We start from the raw sequence: 19,045 nt of genomic DNA on the forward strand, positions 1-19,045 counted from the left end.
GGAACCTCAAATCAACCTCTGAACGTGGTCCTCCCGGGGTTCGAACGCCTCCGCAGCGGCCATCACGTGGATGACTGAGGACCGAAGGAGGGGGACATGACGGAACTCGGCATCGGCATCGGCTGGCGTCCCGAGATCGCTGAGGCGGTGGAGGGGCTGTCCGGCATCGACTGGGTGGAGGTCGTCGCGGAGAACATCTGCGCCGACCACCTGCCCGACTCCCTGACCCGGCTGCGCGAGCGCGGCGTCACCGTCGTGCCGCACGGCGTCTCGCTGGGGCTCGGGGGCGCGGACCGCCCCGACCCGGCGCGGCTCGCCGCGCTCGGCGAGAAGGCCGTGGCGCTCGGGGCGCCGCTGGTCACGGAGCACATCGCGTTCGTCCGGGCCGGGGGGCCGCTCACCGCGACCCCGCAGCTCGAAGCGGGCCACCTGCTTCCCGTGCCGCGGACCCGGGACGCGCTCGACGTGCTCTGCGAGAACGTGCGGATCGCCCAGGACGCGCTGCCCGTGCCGCTCGCCCTGGAGAACATCGCGGCGCTCGTCGCGTGGCCGGGCGAGGAGATGTCCGAGGGACGCTTCCTGGCGGAGCTGGTGGAGCGCACGGGGGTACGACTCCTCATCGACGTCGCCAACCTGCACACCAACCACGTCAACCGCGGCGAGGACCCGGCGCGGGCCCTCGCGGAGCTGCCGGTGGAGGCGATCGCGTACGTGCACGTGGCGGGGGGTGTCGAGCGGGACGGGGTCTGGCACGACACCCACGCGCACCCGGTGCCCCGGGCGGTGCTCGACGTCCTGGCGGACCTCGCGTCCCGGGTGGCGCCGCCGGGCGTGCTGCTGGAACGCGACGACGACTTCCCGCCCGCGGAGGAACTGGCGGGCGAGCTCCGCGCGATCCGCGCGACGCTGGCCGGCGGCCGGCGCGGCGGGGCGGTCCGGGCGGACACGGCCCACCGGCACGGCGCCAGGCCGCCCGTGCCGGCGCCCCGCGAGGCGCTCCTCATCGGCGCCGGAGCCCGGGTCTCCGGCGGGCCGATGCCCGAGGTCCCCCCGGTGGCCCCCGCCGAGGCGGCGCCGGCCGCCGCGCCGCTCCCCGCGGCCGGCGCCCGGCAGCGCGTGGCGGTCGCCCAGGCCGCCCTGCTCTCCGCGCTCGTCGCCGGCACCCCCGCGCCCGAGGGCTTCGACAACCGGCGGCTCGGCGTGCAGAGCCGGGCCCTCGCGGCCAAGCGGGCCGGGGTCGTCGCGAAGGTCGCGCCGGAGCTCCCCGAGATCCTGGGCGCGGGCTACCGGCCGGCGTTCCTCGCGTACGCCCGGTCCCGGCCGATGACCGGCGGCTACCGCCGGGACGCGCTGGACTTCGCCGAGCACCTGCTGATCGCCGGACGGCCGGAGGACCCCGCGGCGCGACGGCGGCTCACCGAGTGGTGGCAGGACCGTTCCGGCAGCCGCCCGCCCGGCCGCGCCACCCGGCTCGTCCGGGCCGCCCGCCACGCACTCGTACGGAAGTGAGGTGCTCGTGAACGTCCTCGTCTCGGTCTTCTACCTGGCCGGCGTCGCCGGCATCGCCCTGCTCCTCACCCGGGTCGTCCGGACCCGCCGGGGATCCGGCGGCCCGGTCCACGACCGGTACGAGGTCGCCTTCCTCAACGGCGGCCCGGCCAGGGTCGCCGACGCCGCCCTGACCGCCCTCCAGGCGGACGGCAGGCTGGGGATCGGCGGCCCCGGCATCGTGGCCGTGGTCCGCCCCGTCGCCTACGACCCGGTGGAACGGGCCGTGCTCCAGGCGCACGCGGCCGCCCCGCACGGGGCCCTGCACCACCTGCGGCTCGCCGTGATGCAGCACCCGGCGGTGCAGGAGATCGGCGACGGGCTGGCGGGGCGCGGGCTCGTGGTCGACCCGGCGACCCGGCGCACGACGGCCCGCTGGTGCGGGGCCCTCCTCATCACCGGCTTCCTGCTCTTCCCGGTGTCGATCGTGCTCACGGTCGTGGAGTTCGCGAGCACCCTGGACCCCGGCGCGGACATGCCCGTCCCGTTCGTCTTCAAGGTGGTGCCGATCCTGGTCGCCCTGCTGGTCGCCGCCGTCGTCTGCGGGTCGCTCACCGGCCGGCAGACCACCCCGGCCGGCCGGCGCGCGGTCGCCGCGTACGGGCGGGAGCACGGCCCGCGCGCGGACCCGGCCCTGCTGGTGGCGCTGTACGGGCTCCGGGCGCTCCCCGACCCGGTGCTGCGGCAGCAGCTCGTGGCCGCGGCCCGGTTCTACGGGCCGCCCCGGCGGCGCGGGCGGGGCGGCCGGAGCACCGTGCCGCCGTACCGGCACGGCGGCACGTCGGGGTCCCACGACGACGTCGCCGCCGCCACCGTGTGGTGCGCGGGGGCGAGCGCCTGCGGCGGGGGCGGCGGGGGCGGCGGATCCTGCTCCGGCGGCTCCGGCTCGTCGTGCTCGTCGGGGGCCTGTTCGAGCGGCGGTTCGAGCTGCGGCGGCGGGGGCAGCTCGTGCTCCAGCTCCAGTTCGTGCTCCAGCTCCAGTTCCAGTTCGTGCTCCAGCTCCAGCGGGAGTTCGTGTTCCAGCTCCAGCAGCTGATCACCCGTTCGAGTGGCGGGGCGGCCCCGCCTCCCGTACAACTCGGTCATGGTCTGGGTTCCCCTGCTGCTCGTGGCGTGCGTGGTCGCCGGTGTCGGCTGCGCGCGGCTCTGCCGGGCGGCCCTCGCGGCGGCCGGGGACGGCGACGTGCCCGGCGGGGGTGCGCCGGAGCTGACCGTCGGCGAGGCGGCCTATCTCGCCGGCGGACCGCTGCGGGTCACCGATCTGACCCTGGTGTCGATGCACCGGGCGCGGCGGCTGCTCCTGGCCCGCACGGGCTGGGCGACGGTCGTGGACGCGGAGGCCTGTGCGGCGGACCCGCTGGAGCGGGCCGTCGTCGGCGCCCTGGGGCCCGGCGGTCAGGCGCCGATCCCCGCCGTCCGTCCGCTGGTCGCCGACGCGGAGTCCGTCCGGCTGCTCGCGGAGCGGCTCGTCGAACGCGGGCTCGCCGTGTCCGCCGCGGGCCGCCGGGAGGTCGCCGCCGGGGTGCGGGCGGTGCGGGCGGGGCTCCTGCTGAGCCTGGTCCTGGGGGCGGTGTCCGCGCTGCTCGTGCCGGCCGCCGAGCGCGCCCCGGTGCTGGCCGGGTTCGCGCTGCCGCTGCTCGCGTCGGGTCTCTGCCTGCTGATCGGACGGGCCGAGGTGTACCCGTACACGCGCTGGGCGTCGCCGGCCGGGCAGCGGGTGCTCGCGGGGCTGTCCGCCGCGGATCCCCTGACCGCCCTCGCGACGCGGGGCACCGGGGTGCTCGAACCGGAGCTGCGGGCCGCCTTGCGCGGCCGGGGCTGAGCGGCCGGGATCGCGTCGGCCGGGGCCGGCCGGAGGGACTCCCGCGGAGCGTGCCGAAGGATGGTGGGGCCGCCGGAACGGCCCCGGAGATGACGCCGGTGCGGCGCGCGTCGTGCGCGCCGCACCCGGAGCCGGACCCGGTGTCGCTGGAGCGGCGGGCCCGGTCGGGCCTGCCGTCTGATCTTCCGGGTCGAAGGATGGCACGCCCGGCCGGAGCCGGACCACCACCAGGTCTTGCGTGCGGCCGTCAGGCCAGGCCCGCCACCAGGTCGGCGACGCTCTTGCGGCGACCGGTGTAGAACGGGACCTCCTCGCGGACGTGCATCCGGGCCTCGGAGGCCCGCAGGTGGCGCATGAGGTCCACGATGCGGTGCAGCTCGTCGGCCTCGAAGGCGAGGAGCCACTCGTAGTCGCCGAGGGAGAAGGAGGCGACCGTGTTGGCGCGGACGTCCGGGTAGCCGCGGGCCATCTTGCCGTGGTCGGCGAGCATCCGGCGGCGGTCCTCGTCCGGCAGCAGGTACCAGTCGTAGGAGCGGACGAAGGGGTACACCGAGACGTAGGCGCGCGGGTTCTCGTCGGCCAGGAAGGCCGGGATGTGCGACTTGTTGAACTCGGCGGGGCGGTGCAGCGCCATGTTCGACCAGACCGGCTCCAGGGCGCGGCCCAGGCGGGTGCGGCGGAAGAGGTTGTACGCCTCCTGGAGCTCGTCGCTCGTCTCGGCGTGCCACCAGATCATCACGTCGGCGTCGGCGCGCAGACCGGAGAGGTCGTACGTGCCGCGGACGGTGATGTCCTTGGCCGCGAGCTGGTCGAACAGCTCCTGGACCTCGTCGGCGTAGCCGCCGCGGTCCTCGGGGAGAACGTCGCGCAGCTTGAAGACAGACCACAGGGTGTAGCGGATGACCTCGTTGAGGTCCTTCGCCTTCTTACCGGCGTTCGGGATCTTTTCGGGCGCACTCATACGCCTATTCTCGCCCGTCACAGGGAGTGCCCCGCACCGGGGTCGGTCCTTTTCGACGTGGCGATGATCTCGTCCGCCGCCCGGTGGGCCGAGGCGATGCAGGCGGGGATGCCGACGCCGTCGTACGCGGCGCCCGCGACGCGCAGTCCCGGAACGGCGGCGACGGCCTCGCGGACCCGGGCGACCCGGTCGAGGTGGCCCACGGGGTACTGCGGCAGGCCGCCCGTCCAGCGGGTGACGGCGGCGGCGACAGGCCGGGCGGCGAGGCCCGTCGCGGCGCCGAGGTCCTTGAGGGAGGCGGCGACGAGGTCGGCGTCGTCCCGCCGGACCTGGTCCTCCTCGCCGTGGCGCCCGACGGAGGTGCGCAGGACGAACAGGTCGGGGGCGCCGTCGGTGACCCAGCGCCACTTCTGGGAGGAGAAGGTGGAGGCCTTGATCGTGTGGCCGTCGACCGGCGGCACGAGGAAGCCGGAGCCGGCCAGGGCGGGCATGTCGGTACGGCGGAACGCGAGGGTGACCAGGGCCATGGAGGCGTAGGCGACGTCGTCCAGCTCCGCGGCCGCGGCCGGCGCGTGCGGGGCGAGGAGCCGGGCGGCGGGGCCCGCGGGGGTGGCGAGGACGACGGCGTCGGCGGAGAGGACCCGGTCGCCGCAGACGACCTGCCAGCCGGTGGCTGCGGTGCGGCGGAGCGCGGTCACGGGGGCGTCGGTGACGATCTCGCCGCCCGCGGCGCGGATCGCGTCGGCCACGGCGCCGGGCAGGGTGCCCACGCCGCCGTCGACGCCGAGGAAGACGGAGCCGCCGAGGCCGGTGCCGGCGCCCGCCGCGTCGGCGGGGGCCGCCGCCCCCGCCCGCTGGACGGCGCGGACGGCGTCGGTGAGCGTGCGGTGGCCGCGGGCGGCCGCGAAGAGCGCGGGGACGGCGGCCTTCATCGAGATGCGGTACGCGTCGCCCGCGTAGACCCCGCCGAGGAGGGGTTCCACGAGCCGGTCGACGACCTCGTGGCCCATGCGCGCGGCGACGTACGCGCCGATGGCGGTGTCCTCGCCGAGCTCGGTGGGGGGCAGTTCCGCGTCGAGGCCGATCCGGCGGACGCCCTCCGCGGAGAGCAGGCCCTCGACGGCGCGGGCGTCGCCGGGGACGCCCATGACATGGCCCTTGGGCATGGGGACGAGCGCGCCGCGGGACCAGACGGACGCGGTGGTCGTGCCGGGGGCCTGGAGCCGGTCGCCGAGGCCGACGGCGCGGGCGAGGTCGACCGCCTCGGGCCGGCGGGCCAGCAGCGACTCCGCGCCGAGGTCGACGGGGGCGCCCGCGATCTCCCCCGCGAGCAGCTTGCCGCCGAGCCGCGGCCCCGCTTCGAGCAGGGTCACCCGGTGGCCGGCGAGGACCAGCCGGTGGGCGGCGGCGAGTCCGGCGATACCGCCTCCGGCGACGACGACATGGGGTCCCGTGGTGTCCGCGTTCATGGGACCACTCTCTCAAATCGCCCACGGGGTCCGGTTCCGAGGCTCCGCCGCGCGCGCCCGTTCCGAGGCCGGACCGTGACCGCATCGCTACCGCCGGAGGGCAACCCGCCCGGGGGGTCGGCACGTCGAACCGGCGACACCAACCACCCTTGGGGGGAAACGATGCGGAGCGCACGTAACACGGCGAGAACGCGGGCGGCGGCGGGCGGGGTCCTGCTCGCGGCCGCGCTGGTGCTGACCGGCTGCGGAGCGGGCGGCGACGCGTCCGGGGACGCCAAGCGGGACCTCGGCGCGGCGGACGCGAAGGGCGGCGCGGAGCAGGGGGCCGCCGACGGCTACACGGGACCGGACGCCGACAAGCCCTCGGCCGCGCCCTCGAAGGCCCCGGCACGGCAGCACGTCATCCGTACCGCCTCGCTCTCGGTGGAGGTCGGCGACGTGACGAAGGCGCTGGCCACCGCCCGCGACGTGACGGCCGCGGCGGGCGGCCGGGTCGAGAACGAGTCGACCGAGCGGGTCGAGGAGGGGGCCGTCGTCTCCCGCGTCGTGCTGCGGGTGCCGCAGGAGCGGTACGACGCGGTCCTCGGCGAACTCACCGGCACCGGCAGGCTGCTGTCGCGCACGGCGGACGCCAAGGACGTCACCGAGCAGGTGGTGGACGTGGAGAGCCGGATCGCCACCCAGCGGGCGAGCGTGGCGCGGGTGCGCGCCCTGATGGACCGGGCGGAGAGGCTGGCCGACGTGGTGACCCTGGAGGGCGAGCTCAGCCGCCGTCAGGCGGACCTGGAGTCGCTGCTGGCCCAGCAGGCCTCCCTGAAGGACCGCACGTCCCTCGCGACGATCACGCTGGAGCTCTCCCAGAAGGAGAAGCCGCGCGAGGACGGGGGCGAGGACGGCCGCCCCGGCTTCGGCGACGCCCTGAGCGGCGGCTGGAACTCCCTGGTGGGCGCGGCCTCCTGGGCGGTCGTGGTGCTGGCGGCCCTGGCCCCGTGGCTCGCCGTGGCGCTGGTCGGCTACCTGGTGTGGAGCCGTGTCGTCCGTCCCCGGCGCGCGGCCCGTGCGGCCCGCACCGCCCCGCCTGCGGCCCCGGCGGCCGTCCCCGCGGCCCGTCGCAACGCCGCGGGAGCCGCCGTGCCGTCCCCGGACCCGGACGCCCCCGGCAGCGGCGAATGAGCCGTCGGGGAGCGGCGGTTCGGCCGGCTTGGCGTCCCCGGCCGGGAACCGCGCCCACACTGGGGGCATGAGCGAACGACTGGTGGTCATCGGTGGCGACGCGGCGGGGACGTCCGCCGCGTCGCAGGCACGCAGGCTCAAGGGGCTTGAGGAGCTGGAGATCGTCGCGTTCGAGCGCGGCCACTTCTCCTCGTACTCGGCCTGCGGCATCCCGTACTGGGTCGGCGGGGACGTCGCCACCCGCGACGAACTGATCGCGCGCTCCCCCGCGGAGCACCGGGAGCGCGCGATCGACCTGCGGATGCGGACGGAGGTGGCGGCGATCGACGTGCCCGGTCAGCGGGTCCTCGCCCGGGACCTGGCGACCGGCGGCGAGACGTGGACGGGCTTCGACAAGCTGGTGGTCGCGACGGGCGCCCGCCCCAAGCGGCCCGCGCTGCCGGGGATCGACGCCCCCGGGGTCCACGGGGTGCAGACCCTGGACGACGGGCAGGCGCTGCTCGACTCGCTGGACGCGACGGACGGACGGCGGGCGGTCGTGGTCGGCGCGGGCTACATCGGCGTGGAGATGGCCGAGGCGCTCCTCCACCGCGGCTACGAGGTGACGGTCCTGCACCGGGGCGAGCAGCCGATGGCGACCCTCGACCCGGACATGGGCCGGCTGGTGCACCGGGCGATGGACGGCCTGGGGATCACCACGGTCGCCTCCGCGGAGGTCACGAAGATCCTCACCGGCGGGGACGGCCGGGTGCGGGCGGTCGCGACGGACGGGGCCGAGTACCCGGCGGACGTGGTCGTGCTGGGCATGGGCGTGGTCCCGGAGACCTCGCTCGCCCGGGCGGCGGGGCTGCCCCTGGGGGCGCACGGGGGGCTGCTCACCGACCTGGCCATGCGGGTCAGGGGCCACGGGAACATCTGGGCGGGCGGCGACTGCGTGGAGGTCCTGGACCTCGTCTCGGGCCGTGAGCGGTACGTGCCGCTGGGGACGCACGCGAACAAGCACGGCCAGGTCATCGGGTCGAACGTCGGCGGCGACTACGCGACCTTCCCGGGGGTCGTGGGCACGGCGGTGTCCAAGGTCTGCGACCTGGAGCTGGCCCGGACCGGGCTGCGGGAGAAGGACGCGCGGGAGGTCGGGCTGAAGTACGTGACGGTGACCGTGGAGTCGACGAGCCGGGCCGGGTACTACCCGGGGGCCGCGGCGATGACGGTGAAGATGCTGGCGGAGCGGCGCACCGGCCGCCTGCTCGGGGTGCAGATCGTGGGCCGGGAGGGGGCGGCGAAGCGGGTGGACATCGCGGCCGTGGCGCTGACGGCGGGGATGACGGTGGAGCGGATGACGGCGCTGGACCTGGGGTACGCGCCGCCGTTCTCCCCGGTGTGGGACCCGGTGCTGGTCGCGGCCCGCAAGGCGACGGCGGCGGTCCGGGCGGCGGGCTGACGCAAGCGCGACGGCCGCCGGGGTGTCCCCCGGCGGCCGTCGGACGGGTGGCGCGGGCGCGTCAGACGGCCGTCCGGGTGTGGACGTACTCGACGAGCCGGGACAGGGCGTCCGGGTCCATCGACGGCATGACGCCGTGGCCCAGGTTGAAGACGTGGCCCTCCAGGTCCCGCGCGGCGGCCAGCACCTCGTCCGTCTTGGCCTCGACGACCTCGGGCGAGGCGAACAGCACGGCCGGGTCCAGGTTGCCCTGGAGCGCCTTGCCGGGGCCGACGCGGCGGGCGGCCTCGTCGAGCGGGACGCGCCAGTCGACGCCGACGACGTCCGCGCCGGCCTCGCCCATGAGGCCGAGCAGTTCGCCGGTGCCGACGCCGAAGTGGATGCGCGGGACGCCGTAGCCGGCGACCGCGTCGAACACCTTCACGGAGGCCGGCATCACGGAGCGGCGGTAGTCGGCCGGGGCGAGGGCGCCGACCCAGGAGTCGAAGAGCTGGACGGCGGAGGCGCCGGCCTCGATCTGGACCTTGAGGAAGGCCGAGGTGATCTCCGCGAGCCGGTCGAGCAGGTCGGCCCAGAGCTGCGGGTCGCCGTACATCATGGCCTTGGTGCGCTCGTGGCTGCGCGACGGGCCGCCCTCGACGAGGTAGCTCGCGAGGGTGAACGGCGCGCCGGCGAACCCGATGAGCGGGGTGTCGCCCAGCTCCTCGGTGAGCATCCCGATGGCCTCGGTGACGTAGTGGACGTCCTCGGGGGTCAGGTCGCGCAGCCGGTCCAGGTCGGCGCGGGTGCGGATCGGGTCGGCGACGACCGGGCCGACGCCGGGCTTGATGTCGAGGTCGAGGCCGATGGCCTTGAGGGGGACGACGATGTCGCTGAAGTAGATCGCGGCGTCCACCTTGTGGCGGCGGACCGGCTGGAGGGTGATCTCGGTGACCAGCTCGGGGCGCATGCACGACTCGAGCATGGGGATGCCCTCGCGCACCTTCAGGTACTCGGGGAGCGAGCGCCCGGCCTGGCGCATGAACCAGACGGGGGTGTGCGGCACGGGTTCGCGTCGGCATGCCTTGAGGAACGCGGAGTCGTACGTCCGCGACTGCTTCGTCTGCTGGCCCGTGGGGCGTTCGTTGGCACTCACGCCCAGAATCTTCGCATGTGGCGGGAAGCCGCTCGTCCGGGCAGGGTGTCCCTCCCTGCACAGAGGCCCCGTTCCGCCTACTCTTCCCCGCATGGCTGCGGCTCAGGGACATTTTTCCGATCATTCCGACGGCGATCGAGGGACGGACGAAACGGCGGACAGTACGGAGGCGAACCCGGTGCCACCGGCGTTCCGGCGGGCGGTGGAGGCCCTGCGCGCGGCCCGGCTCCGGCCCGAGATCGAGATCGACCCGACGAGGCCGCCGCAGCGGCTCGCCCCCCACGCGTACGCGGTCGAGGCGGCCGTCGTGGACGGCGAGGAGGACCTCGCCGACGGGCGGCTGGTGCTGCTGCACGATCCGGACGGGCACGAGGCCTGGAAGGGCACCTTCCGGCTCGTCACGCTGGTCCGGGCGGAGCTGGAGCCGGAGATGGCGGCGGATCCGCTGCTGCCCGAGGTGTGCTGGTCCTGGCTGACCGGGGCCCTGGAGTCCCGGGGGCTCGCGTACGGCGAGGCCGGCGGCACCGTGACGATGGCGGGCTCCCACTACTTCGGCGGTCTGGCCGACCGCAGGCCCGCGACGCAGATCGAGATCCGGGCGTCCTGGACGCCGCGGGAGGGGCTGGGCGGGGTCCCGGACACCGCCGCGCACCTGGCGGCCTGGTGCGACCTGCTCTGCCAGATCGCGGGTCTGCCGCCGGCGCCCGCGGACCCGGCGGCGGGGACGACGGGGACGGTGTCGGGCGCGGGGATCGTCTCGCTGCCGCAGCGGCGGGGGCCGCAGCAGGTCTGAAGGACCGGATCAAGCCAACCTTCGGTGTGTCCGAACGGCGGCCCCGGCCCTCCCCCTCAGGAGTGAATCGAGGGGGCCCGCTCGTAGGATGATCGATCACGCGTCCGAATTGCCCCAATTGTTACTCACCAAATCGTGATCTTTCCCTAAAGGCGGGCGACCCACCTGCCGAAGGAGTCAGTGACCCCTTCACAGCACGGGTTCGCCCCCGGCTTCTTCCCCGAGCCGGCTCCGTCCCGCACCCTTCCCCCCAGGAGGCCTGGTGTCCGTTCTCCTCGAGCAGCCCGCAAGCCTGGTCGCCTACCGCCCGAACAAGCCGACGGCCATGGTCGTCGTGGCCGACCCGCGCGTCCGCTCCACCGTGACCCGCCACCTGTGGGCCCTCGGAGTACGCGACGTGATCGAGGCTTCTTCCATCGCGGAGGCACGTCCCCGCGTCGGCAACCCGCGCGACATCTGCGTTGCCGACGTCCACCTGCCCGACGGCAGCGGCCTGACCCTGCTGTCCGAGACCCGCGCCGCGGGCTGGCCCAACGGCCTCGCCCTCTCGGCTGCGGACGACATCGGCGCCGTGCGCAACGCCCTGGCGGGCGGTGTGAAGGGCTATGTCGTCACCGGCACCCGTACCAACATCGGCCACCCGACCCGTCCCGGCGCCGCCCCCATCGGCGCCGCGGCCGCGCGCCTCGGCCACCGCCGCCCCCCGGGTGCCCCGAGCCACCCGGGCGGCTACCGCGAGCTCTCCGGCCGTGAGGTCGAGGTGCTCCGGCTCGTCGCGGAGGGCCAGTCGAACAAGGCGATCGGCGTCTCCATGGGCCTCTCCGCCCTCACCGTGAAGAGCCACCTGGCCCGGATCGCCCGCAAGCTGGGCACCGGCGACCGCGCCGGCATGGTCGCCGTCGCCCTGCGGACGGGCATCATCCACTGACGGAGCGGTGGACGAGAAGGCGGCGCCTGTCGACGGAACGTTCCGTCGACAGGCGCCCGCCGTTCACCGATACCCTTGACAGGTGACCGACGCCCAAGAGACCGCAGCAGACACAGCACTGCGCACCACCGGGGGCGGCCCCCCGGACGACGATGTCCCTGCGAATGGGCTTCCGATCCCGTTGCTGGAGCCCCGCGAGGGGATTCCGCCCGTCGTCGAGACCGAGGACGCCCTCGCCGAGGTGATCGCCGCCTTCGCGGCCGGCCGCGGCCCCGTCGCCGTGGACGCCGAGCGCGCCTCCGGCTACCGCTACGGCCAGCGCGCCTACCTCGTCCAGCTCCGCCGCGAGGGCGCGGGGACCGCGCTCGTCGACCCGGTGGGCTGCCCCGACCTCTCGGGGCTCGGCGAGGCGCTCGCCGGGACCGAGTGGATCCTGCACGCCGCGACCCAGGACCTCCCCTGCCTGCGCGACATAGGCATGCGCCCGACCTCCCTGTTCGACACCGAGCTCGCCGGGCGCCTCGCGGGCTTCCCGCGCGTCGGCCTCGGCGCGATGGTCGAGTCCGTCCTCGGCTACGCCCTGGAGAAGGGCCACTCCGCCGTCGACTGGTCCACCCGGCCGCTGCCCGAGCCCTGGCTGCGGTACGCGGCCCTCGACGTCGAACTCCTCGTCGACCTCCGGGACGCCCTGGAGAAGGAGCTCGACCGGCAGGGGAAGCTGGAGTGGGCGCACCAGGAGTTCGACGCCATCGCCTCGGCCCCGCCCGCCCCGCCGCGCAAGGACCCGTGGCGGCGCACCTCCGGCATGCACAAGGTGCGGCGGCGCCGCCAGATGGCGGTCGTCCGGGAGCTGTGGACGGCCCGCGACAAGGTCGCCCAGCGGCGTGACGTCTCCCCCGGCAAGGTGCTGAGCGACGCGGCGATCGTGGAGGCGGCGCTGGCGGTGCCGGTGAACGTGGCCGCCCTCACGGCGCTGCCCGGCTTCGGGCACCGGATGGGCCGGCGCCAGCTGGAGCAGTGGCAGGCGGCCGTCGACCGCGCCCGCGCCCTGCCCGAGAGCGAGCTCCCCCAGCCGGGCCAGCAGGTGGCCGGCCCGCCCCCGCCGCGCGCCTGGGCGGACAAGGACCCGGCCGCGGCGGCCCGTCTGTCGGCCGCCCGCTCGGCGGTCTCGGCCCTCGCGGAGGAGCTGAACCTGCCGCAGGAGAACCTGATCACCCCGGACACGGTCCGCCGGGTCTGCTGGGAGCCCCCGGCCCCGGCCGACGCGGACGCCGTGGCCGCCGCCCTGACCGGCCACGGCGCCCGCCCCTGGCAGGTCGGCCTGGTGACCCCCCTCCTGGTGCAGGCCCTGACGGCGACGGCCTGACCCGCCCGCGCCCCGATACGAGAGCCCCCGGCACGCCGAAATGCGCCGGGGGCTCCGTCATGTCCGGCAGGCTTCGGGGTGTGACCTTCGCCGCTTGGCCGTCAAGGACTGGGCAGCCTGGTTACCCACAAGTAGCATGGGGGAAGCAAGCGCACGCTTAGGCGTGTGCCGCAGCAGTGCCATCCCGCACCCTGGAGGAGAGCCATCGTGCCTCGTACCGTCAGGGACGTCGTCTTCGTCGACGGCGTCCGCACCCCGTTCGGCAAGGCGGGCCCGAAGGGCATCTACCACGAGACCCGCGCCGACGATCTCGTCGTCAAGGCCATCCGGGAGCTGCTGCGCCGCAACCCGGGCCTCGACCCCGCGCGCATCGACGAGGTCGCCATCGCCGCGACCACGCAGATCGGCGACCAGGGTCTGACCCTCGGCCGCACGGCGGGCATCCTCGCCGGGCTGCCGCAGTCGGTGCCGGGCTACTCCATCGACCGCATGTGCGCCGGTGCGCTCACCGCCGTGACCAGCGTCGCCGGTTCGATCGCGTTCGGCGCGTACGACGCCGTCATCGCCGGTGGCGTCGAGCACATGGGCCGCCACCCCATGGGCGAGGGCGTCGACCCGAACCCGCGCTTCGTGTCGGAGAAGCTCGTCGACGAGTCCGCCCTGTTCATGGGCATGACCGCCGAGAACCTGCACGACCGCTACCCGAGCATCACCAAGCAGCGCGCCGACGAGTACGCCGTGCGCTCGCAGGAGAAGGCCGCCAAGGCGTACGCCGACGGCAAGATCCAGCAGGACCTCGTGCCGATCTCGGTCCGCCGCACCGACGCCTCCACCGGCGAGACCGGCTGGGGCCTGGTCACCGCCGACGAGCCGATGCGCCCGGGCACCACCCTGGAGTCGCTGGCCGGCCTCAAGACGCCGTTCCGCGTCCACGGCAAGGTCACCGCGGGCAACGCGGCCGGTCTGAACGACGGCGCCACCGCCTCGATCATCGCCTCCGAGGACTTCGCGCGGGAGAACGACCTCCCCGTCAAGATGCGCCTCGTCTCGTACGCCTTCGCCGGCGTCGAGCCCGAGGTCATGGGCTACGGCCCGATCCCCGCGACCGAGAAGGCCCTCGCCCAGGCCGGGCTGTCCATCGAGGACATCGGCCTCTTCGAGATCAACGAGGCCTTCGCGGTCCAGGTCCTCGCCTTCCTGGAGCACTACGGCATCGCCGACGACGACGCCCGCGTGAACCAGTACGGCGGCGCCATCGCCTACGGTCACCCGCTCGCCTCCTCCGGCGTCCGTCTCATGACGCAGCTGGCCCGCCAGTTCGAGGAGAACCCGCAGGTCCGCTACGGCCTCAACACGATGTGCGTCGGCTTCGGCATGGGCGCCACGGTCATCTGGGAAAACCCCCACTGGGAGGGCAAGTGAGCACCACCGCCGAGCTTCTGAAGGGCGCCGCGGAGCTCTTCCCCGACGAGGTCGTCACCAGCGCCCACGTACGGCACTTCGACCTGCCCGCGGGTGCGGGCCGGTTCGCCCTGATCACGCTGGACAACGGCTTCGACCACACCAAGCCGACCACCTTCGGCCCGCAGTCGCTCGCCAACCTGAACACGGCGATCGACCAGGTCGAGGCCGAGGCCGCCAACGGTGAGATCACCGGCGTCGGCATCACCGGCAAGCCGTTCATCTTCGCCGTCGGCGCCGACCTCAAGGGCGTCGAGCTGCTGAAGAAGCACGACGAGGCGCTCGCCATCGGCAAGGGCGGCCACGACGTCTTCAAGCGCCTGTCCGCGCTCGCCGTCCCGACCTTCGCGTACTACAACGGCGCGGCCATGGGCGGCGGCGTCGAGGTCGGCCTGCACTGCACCTACCGCACCGTGTCGAAGGCCCTGCCGGCCTTCTCGCTGCCCGAGGTCTTCCTCGGCCTGGTGCCCGGCTGGGGCGGCTGCGCCATCCTGCCGAACCTCATCGGCGCCGAGAAGGCCGTCTCGGTCGTCATCGAGAACTCGCTGAACCAGAACCGCCAGCTCAAGGGCAAGCAGGTCTTCGAGCTCGGCATCGCCGACGCCCTCTTCGAGGGCGCGGACTTCCTGGAGCAGTCGCTGATCTGGACGGCCTCCGTCCTGAACGGCTCCGTGACCGTCGAGCGCCCCGAGATCGACCGCGGCGAGGCCTGGGACCAGGCCGTCGCCAAGGGCCGTGCCATCGCCGACTCCAAGGTCCACGGCGCCGCGCCGGCCGCCTACCGCGCCCTCGACATCATCGGGGCCGCCAAGGACGGCGACCTGCAGAAGGGCTTCGACGCCGAGGACCAGGCCCTCGCGGACCTGATCATGGGCGGCGAGCTCCGCTCCGGCATCTACGCCTTCAACCTGGTCCAGAAGCGCGGCAAGCGCCCCGCCGGCGCCCCGGACAAGTCGCTGGCCCGCCCGGTCACCAAGGTCGGTGTCGTCGGCGCCGGTCTGATGGCCTCCCAGCTCGCCCTGCTCTTCCTGCGCCGCCTGGAGGTGCCGGTCGTCCTGACCGACATCGACCAGGAGCGCGTCGACAAGGGCGTGGGCTACGTCCACGCCGAGATCGACAAGCTGCTCGGCAAGCGCCGCATCAACCAGGACAAGGCCAACCGCCTCAAGGGCCTGGTCTCGGGCGTCCTCGACAAGGCCGAGGGCTTCGCGGACGCGGACTTCATCATCGAGGCCGTGTTCGAGGAGATGTCCGTCAAGCAGAAGGTGTTCGCGGAGGTCGAGGCGGTCGCCCCGGCGCACGCGATCCTCGCCACCAACACCTCCTCGCTCTCGGTGTCGGAGATGGCCTCCAAGCTCCAGAACCCGGAGCGCGTGGTCGGCTTCCACTTCTTCAACCCGGTCGCGATCCTCCCGCTCCTGGAGATCGTCCGCGGCGAGCAGACCGACGACGCCTCCCTGGCCACCGCCTTCGGCGTCGCCAAGAAGCTGAAGAAGACCGCGGTCCTCACCAAGGACGCCCCGGCGTTCGTCGTGAACCGCATCCTGACCCGCTTCATGGGCGAGATCCAGAACGTCATCGACGAGGGCACGCCGGTCGAGACCGCCGAGAAGGCGATCGAGCCCCTCGGCCTTCCGATGTCGCCGCTGGTGCTCCTGGAGCTCGTCGGCCCGGCCATCGGCCTGCACGTCTCCGAGACCCTGAACCGCGCCTTCCCGGAGCGCTTCACCGTCTCGCCGAACCTCAAGCGGGTCGTCGAGGCCGGCAAGCGCGGCTTCTACGTCTACAACGCCGAGAACGGCTTCAAGCCGGAGCTCGACCCCGAGGTCGCCGCCCTCCTCGTGCAGGGCGACTCCGTCCTCACCGAGGAGCAGGTCCGCGACCGCGTCCTGGACGCGGTGGCGCAGGAGATCGGCCTGATGCTGGAGGAGGGTGTCGTCGCCGAGGCGCAGGACATCGACCTCTGCCTGATCACCGGTGCGGGCTGGCCCTTCCACCTGGGCGGCATCACGCCGTACCTGGACCGCGAGGGCGTCTCCGAGCGCGTCAACGGCAAGCGTTTCCTCGCGCAGGGCGTGGCGAGCGTCCCGGCGTAACACCCGGCCTCGCGCCCCAGGGCGTACGCGGACGGCCCCGGCATCCTTTCGAGGGTTGCCGGGGCCGTCCGCGTGTTCCGGGGCGCTCCCCGGGCCCGTGGAGGGCCTTCTCGGGGCGGTGTCACCCTATGGAGCGCCAGCCCTCCAGCAGCAGCCCCTCCGCCGCGGCCTTCTGCCGGGTGGTGATCGGCGCGCCGTCGCCGATCCGGGCCATCGCGACCAGGCGGCCGTCGAGCCCGCGGGTGAGGACGGCGGCGAGGTCGGCGTGCCGCTCCCCGGTCTCCGACCACTCGATGCCCTCGGTCTCCTGCTCGCTCGGGTAGGCGGCGAGGGCGAGCCGGCCGTCGTCCGACTGCTGGGCGAGGACCGTGCAGTCGAAGCCGTCGATGAGGCAGCGGGTGGCGGCGAGCCGCCCGGTGCCGACGGCCTTGCCGAGCACCGTGGGCTCCAGGGAGCGCTCCGGCGACCAGGCGCGGACCTGCCCGTCGAGGTCCAGGTAGAAGAGGGTGACGTGCCCGGAGGGTCCGGTCGTGGCGGCCAGGGTGCCCATGGTCACCGAGGCCGGGAGCAGCTCCTCGCGGATCGGCTTGGCACCGGACTCGCGCTGGACGTAGCGGACGAGGCCCTTGGCGTGCGAGCTGTACAGCTCGACGAAGCCGGAACCGTTGGTGATCGCGACCGGCGAGGGGTCGGTCTTCGAGCCCATCAGGTCCCACCAGGGGTGCCAGCCGCCGGTGTCCTTCTGGGCGCGGACGCTGAGCCCGCCGCCGCCGTTGCGCATGAAGGCGTACGCCCGACCCTGGCCGTCCACCGCGACGGCGGGGTTGCCGGTCCACGGCCCCTTGCCGTTGGAGTGCCCGAGGGGACGCCACTCCAGGGCGGGGCGGCCCGTCTGGAACTGGACGCTGTGGACGAGCTCCAGGTGCCCCTCTCCCCCGTCGGTCGGCCGCAGGGCGACCAGGTGGACGTAGCGGTCGGCGCCCTGGCCGACGGCGAGGAAGGGGGTGAGGCCCCCGGCCGGGCCCGGGCCGCCGAGCGAGACGGGGCCGGTCCAGGAACCGTCGGGCCCCTCGGTCCAGCGGACCACCTCTCCGTCCCTGGGCAGGTAGGCGCTGAACCGGCCCTCCGCTCCTCGGGTCAGCCAGGCGCCCTGGAGCAGGGGGGCGGTGGAGGGGGCTGCGGCGGCCTGGGATCGATTAGCCATGGGGGGATCCAGCACTCCGGTCGTCGGAAGGAGTTCGGGTACGAAACGACTTTAGTCGCCCTTCCGAACGGTCCTTTCCGCGCCTGCCGCATCCCGGCCTTCTCTCCCCGCCGCCGCCCCCTGGCGGTCCCGCTCAGTACGTCGCGTCCTGCCCCTGCCGGGCGAGCCGGCTGTGACTGCGCCCGTACAGGAAGTACACGACGATGCCGATGACCATCCAGACCGCGAACCGGAACCAGGTCTCGCCCGGCAGGTTGAGCATCAGCCAGAGCGAGGCGGCGATGGAGATGATCGGCAGCGCCGGCACCCAGGGGGTGCGGAAGGCGCGCGGCAGGTCGGGGCGGGTGCGGCGGAGCACGATGACGCCGAACGCGACGACCACGAACGCGAAGAGCGTGCCGATGTTCACCAGGGTCGCGAGCTCGTTGATGCTGGTGAAGCCGGCGACGACGGCGATGATCACACCGAGCAGGATGGTCGGCCGGTACGGGGTCTTGAAGCGCGGGTGCGTCTTGGAGAAGAAGCGCGGCAGCAGGCCGTCGCGGCTCATCGCGAAGAACACCCGGGTCTGGCCGAGCAGCAGGATGAGGCAGACCGTCGTGAGGCCGACGGCGGCGCCGAAGCTGATCACGCCCGCGTAGAAGGGATGCCCGGCGGCCTTGAAGGCGTCGGCGAGCGGGGCGCTCACGGAGAGCTCCGAGTAGTGCTGCATGCCGGTGACGACCAGCGCGACGGCCACGTAGAGCACGGTGCAGATGAAGAGCGAGCCGAGGATGCCGCGGGGCATGTCCCGCTGGGGCAGCTTGGTCTCCTCGGCGGCGGTGGCCACCACGTCGAAGCCGATGAAGGCGAAGAAGACGACCGAGGCGGCGGTGAAGATGCCCATGACGCCGAAGTTGGTCGGCTCGTAGCCGAAGATCAGCTGGACCATCGGGGAGTCCCAGCCGGAGCCGCCGCCCTCGGGGGTCACCGCCGGCGGGATGAACGGCTTGTAGTTGTCGCCGACGATGAAGAACAGGCCGGCGACGATCACGATCATGACCACGGTGACCTTGATCGCCACGACGAGCGCGGTGATCCGGGCGGAGAGCTTCATGCCGAGGACGAGGACGACGGTCAGCACCAGGACGAGCAGGAAGGCCAGGATGTCGAAGGTGCCGCCCGGCACGTCCGGTCCTTCGAGCGCCGCGGGCAGGTGCCAGTCGATGTTGTCCATGAGCGAGCGGACGTAGCCCGACCAGCCGACGGCGACCACCGCCGTGCCCAGGGCGAACTCCAGGACGAGGTCCCAGCCGATGATCCAGGCGGGCAGCTCGCCGATGGAGGCGTACGCGAAGGTGTACGCCGATCCCGCCACCGGCACCGTGGAGGCGAACTCGGCGTAGCACAGGGCGGCGAGGGCGCAGACGATGCCCGCGGCGATGAAGGCGAGGGCGGTGGCGGGGCCGGCGTTCTCCTTGGCGACCTTGCCGGTCAGGACGAAGATGCCGGTGCCGATGATGACGCCGACGCCGAACACCATCAGGTCCCATGCGGACAGGGACTTCTTGAGCGCGTGCTCCGGTTCCTCGGTGTCGCGGATCGACTGCTCGACCGTCTTGGTCCGGAACACTCCGCTGTTGGCGCGTGGCTGCTGGTCCGTACTCAC

The 19,045-nt window shown here is 74.0% G+C and carries 15 protein-coding genes; 10 read left to right on the forward strand and 5 right to left on the reverse strand.

Annotated features, from left to right (window positions below; all coding sequences use genetic code 11):
- Positions 1-96 precede the first annotated feature (96 nt).
- From ACY0MR_RS09075 to ACY0MR_RS09085, 3 genes are read left to right on the forward strand one after another with little or no spacing between them, the layout of a single operon-like run.
- Positions 97-1,509, forward strand: coding sequence for a multinuclear nonheme iron-dependent oxidase (locus tag ACY0MR_RS09075; protein ID WP_403318691.1), 1,413 nt, complete (start codon positions 97-99; stop codon positions 1,507-1,509).
- 1 nt (position 1,510) lies between these two features.
- Positions 1,511-2,584, forward strand: a complete 1,074-nt coding sequence (locus ACY0MR_RS09080; protein ID WP_473560187.1) for a TIGR04222 domain-containing membrane protein — start codon at positions 1,511-1,513, stop codon at positions 2,582-2,584.
- Positions 2,585-2,632: 48 nt separating this feature from the next.
- A complete protein-coding gene (locus ACY0MR_RS09085) occupies positions 2,633-3,370 on the forward strand; it encodes a TIGR04222 domain-containing membrane protein (protein ID WP_388803067.1) in 738 nt (245 codons plus the stop codon).
- Positions 3,371-3,617: 247 nt separating this feature from the next.
- Here the strand turns inward: ACY0MR_RS09085 and hemQ are convergent, their stop codons facing one another.
- Both hemQ and hemG read right to left on the reverse strand, forming a co-directional pair.
- The gene (gene hemQ / locus ACY0MR_RS09090) at positions 3,618-4,331 is read right to left on the reverse strand and encodes a hydrogen peroxide-dependent heme synthase (RefSeq protein ID WP_361862739.1); all 714 of its coding nucleotides are present in this window, start codon (positions 4,329-4,331) and stop codon (positions 3,618-3,620) included.
- Positions 4,332-4,348: 17 nt separating this feature from the next.
- Positions 4,349-5,800 (reverse strand): protoporphyrinogen oxidase, encoded by a 1,452-nt coding sequence (hemG, locus tag ACY0MR_RS09095; RefSeq protein WP_404082086.1) that lies wholly within the window; start codon positions 5,798-5,800, stop codon positions 4,349-4,351.
- A 162-nt stretch (positions 5,801-5,962) separates the two neighbouring features.
- Here hemG and ACY0MR_RS09100 point away from each other — a divergent pair, with 162 nt between their 5' ends.
- Together ACY0MR_RS09100 and ACY0MR_RS09105 are read left to right on the forward strand one after the other, a co-directional pair.
- Complete coding sequence (locus tag ACY0MR_RS09100; protein WP_473560190.1) at positions 5,963-6,973, forward strand: DUF4349 domain-containing protein; 1,011 nt, start codon at positions 5,963-5,965, stop codon at positions 6,971-6,973.
- Positions 6,974-7,040: 67 nt separating this feature from the next.
- Positions 7,041-8,414 carry an FAD-dependent oxidoreductase gene (locus ACY0MR_RS09105; RefSeq protein ID WP_473560191.1) on the forward strand — a complete coding sequence of 458 codons (1,374 nt, stop codon included), beginning with the start codon at positions 7,041-7,043 and terminating at the stop codon, positions 8,412-8,414.
- A gap of 61 nt (positions 8,415-8,475) precedes the next feature.
- Here the strand turns inward: ACY0MR_RS09105 and hemE are convergent, their stop codons facing one another.
- Positions 8,476-9,549 (reverse strand): uroporphyrinogen decarboxylase, encoded by a 1,074-nt coding sequence (gene hemE, locus ACY0MR_RS09110; protein ID WP_361862580.1) that lies wholly within the window; start codon positions 9,547-9,549, stop codon positions 8,476-8,478.
- Between the two features lie 91 nt (positions 9,550-9,640).
- Between hemE and ACY0MR_RS09115 the strand changes: the two genes are divergently transcribed.
- The 5 genes from ACY0MR_RS09115 to ACY0MR_RS09135 all read left to right on the forward strand — a co-directional run bounded on the left by ACY0MR_RS09115 (position 9,641) and on the right by ACY0MR_RS09135 (position 16,193).
- The gene (locus ACY0MR_RS09115) at positions 9,641-10,342 is read left to right on the forward strand and encodes a DUF3000 domain-containing protein (protein WP_361862578.1); all 702 of its coding nucleotides are present in this window, start codon (positions 9,641-9,643) and stop codon (positions 10,340-10,342) included.
- A gap of 262 nt (positions 10,343-10,604) precedes the next feature.
- Positions 10,605-11,270, forward strand: a complete 666-nt coding sequence (locus tag ACY0MR_RS09120) for a response regulator transcription factor (protein ID WP_015037008.1) — start codon at positions 10,605-10,607, stop codon at positions 11,268-11,270.
- A gap of 82 nt (positions 11,271-11,352) precedes the next feature.
- Positions 11,353-12,636 carry an HRDC domain-containing protein gene (locus tag ACY0MR_RS09125; protein ID WP_404082076.1) on the forward strand — a complete coding sequence of 428 codons (1,284 nt, stop codon included), beginning with the start codon at positions 11,353-11,355 and terminating at the stop codon, positions 12,634-12,636.
- Between the two features lie 207 nt (positions 12,637-12,843).
- Positions 12,844-14,058 carry a thiolase family protein gene (locus tag ACY0MR_RS09130; protein WP_361850605.1) on the forward strand — a complete coding sequence of 405 codons (1,215 nt, stop codon included), beginning with the start codon at positions 12,844-12,846 and terminating at the stop codon, positions 14,056-14,058.
- A complete protein-coding gene (locus ACY0MR_RS09135; protein ID WP_388803079.1) occupies positions 14,055-16,193 on the forward strand; it encodes a 3-hydroxyacyl-CoA dehydrogenase NAD-binding domain-containing protein in 2,139 nt (712 codons plus the stop codon). Before ACY0MR_RS09130 ends, ACY0MR_RS09135 begins: the two co-directional genes overlap by 4 nt.
- A 121-nt stretch (positions 16,194-16,314) precedes the next feature.
- On the opposite strand, the gene ACY0MR_RS09140 is transcribed toward ACY0MR_RS09135, so the two are convergent.
- Entirely contained in the window at positions 16,315-17,397 is a 1,083-nt protein-coding gene (locus ACY0MR_RS09140; protein ID WP_388803082.1) for a PLL family lectin, read from the reverse strand.
- Positions 17,398-17,530: 133 nt separating this feature from the next.
- A complete protein-coding gene (locus ACY0MR_RS09145) occupies positions 17,531-19,045 on the reverse strand; it encodes an amino acid permease (protein ID WP_361850611.1) in 1,515 nt (504 codons plus the stop codon).

The organism is Streptomyces sp. JN8, from assembly GCF_055808075.1.

Bases quoted from the DNA above. Each gene is read 5' to 3' on its own strand.
- ACY0MR_RS09105 (WP_473560191.1), top strand. From the start codon at position 7,041: ATGAGCGAACGACTGGTGGTCATCGGTGGCGACGCGGCGGGGACGTCC.
- ACY0MR_RS09100 (WP_473560190.1), top strand. From the start codon at position 5,963: ATGCGGAGCGCACGTAACACGGCGAGAACGCGGGCGGCGGCGGGCGGG.
- ACY0MR_RS09085 (WP_388803067.1), top strand. From the start codon at position 2,633: ATGGTCTGGGTTCCCCTGCTGCTCGTGGCGTGCGTGGTCGCCGGTGTC.
- ACY0MR_RS09140 (WP_388803082.1), bottom strand. From the start codon at position 17,397: ATGGCTAATCGATCCCAGGCCGCCGCAGCCCCCTCCACCGCCCCCCTG.
- hemQ (WP_361862739.1), bottom strand. From the start codon at position 4,331: ATGAGTGCGCCCGAAAAGATCCCGAACGCCGGTAAGAAGGCGAAGGAC.
- ACY0MR_RS09075 (WP_403318691.1), top strand. From the start codon at position 97: ATGACGGAACTCGGCATCGGCATCGGCTGGCGTCCCGAGATCGCTGAG.
- ACY0MR_RS09115 (WP_361862578.1), top strand. From the start codon at position 9,641: ATGGCTGCGGCTCAGGGACATTTTTCCGATCATTCCGACGGCGATCGA.
- hemG (WP_404082086.1), bottom strand. From the start codon at position 5,800: ATGAACGCGGACACCACGGGACCCCATGTCGTCGTCGCCGGAGGCGGT.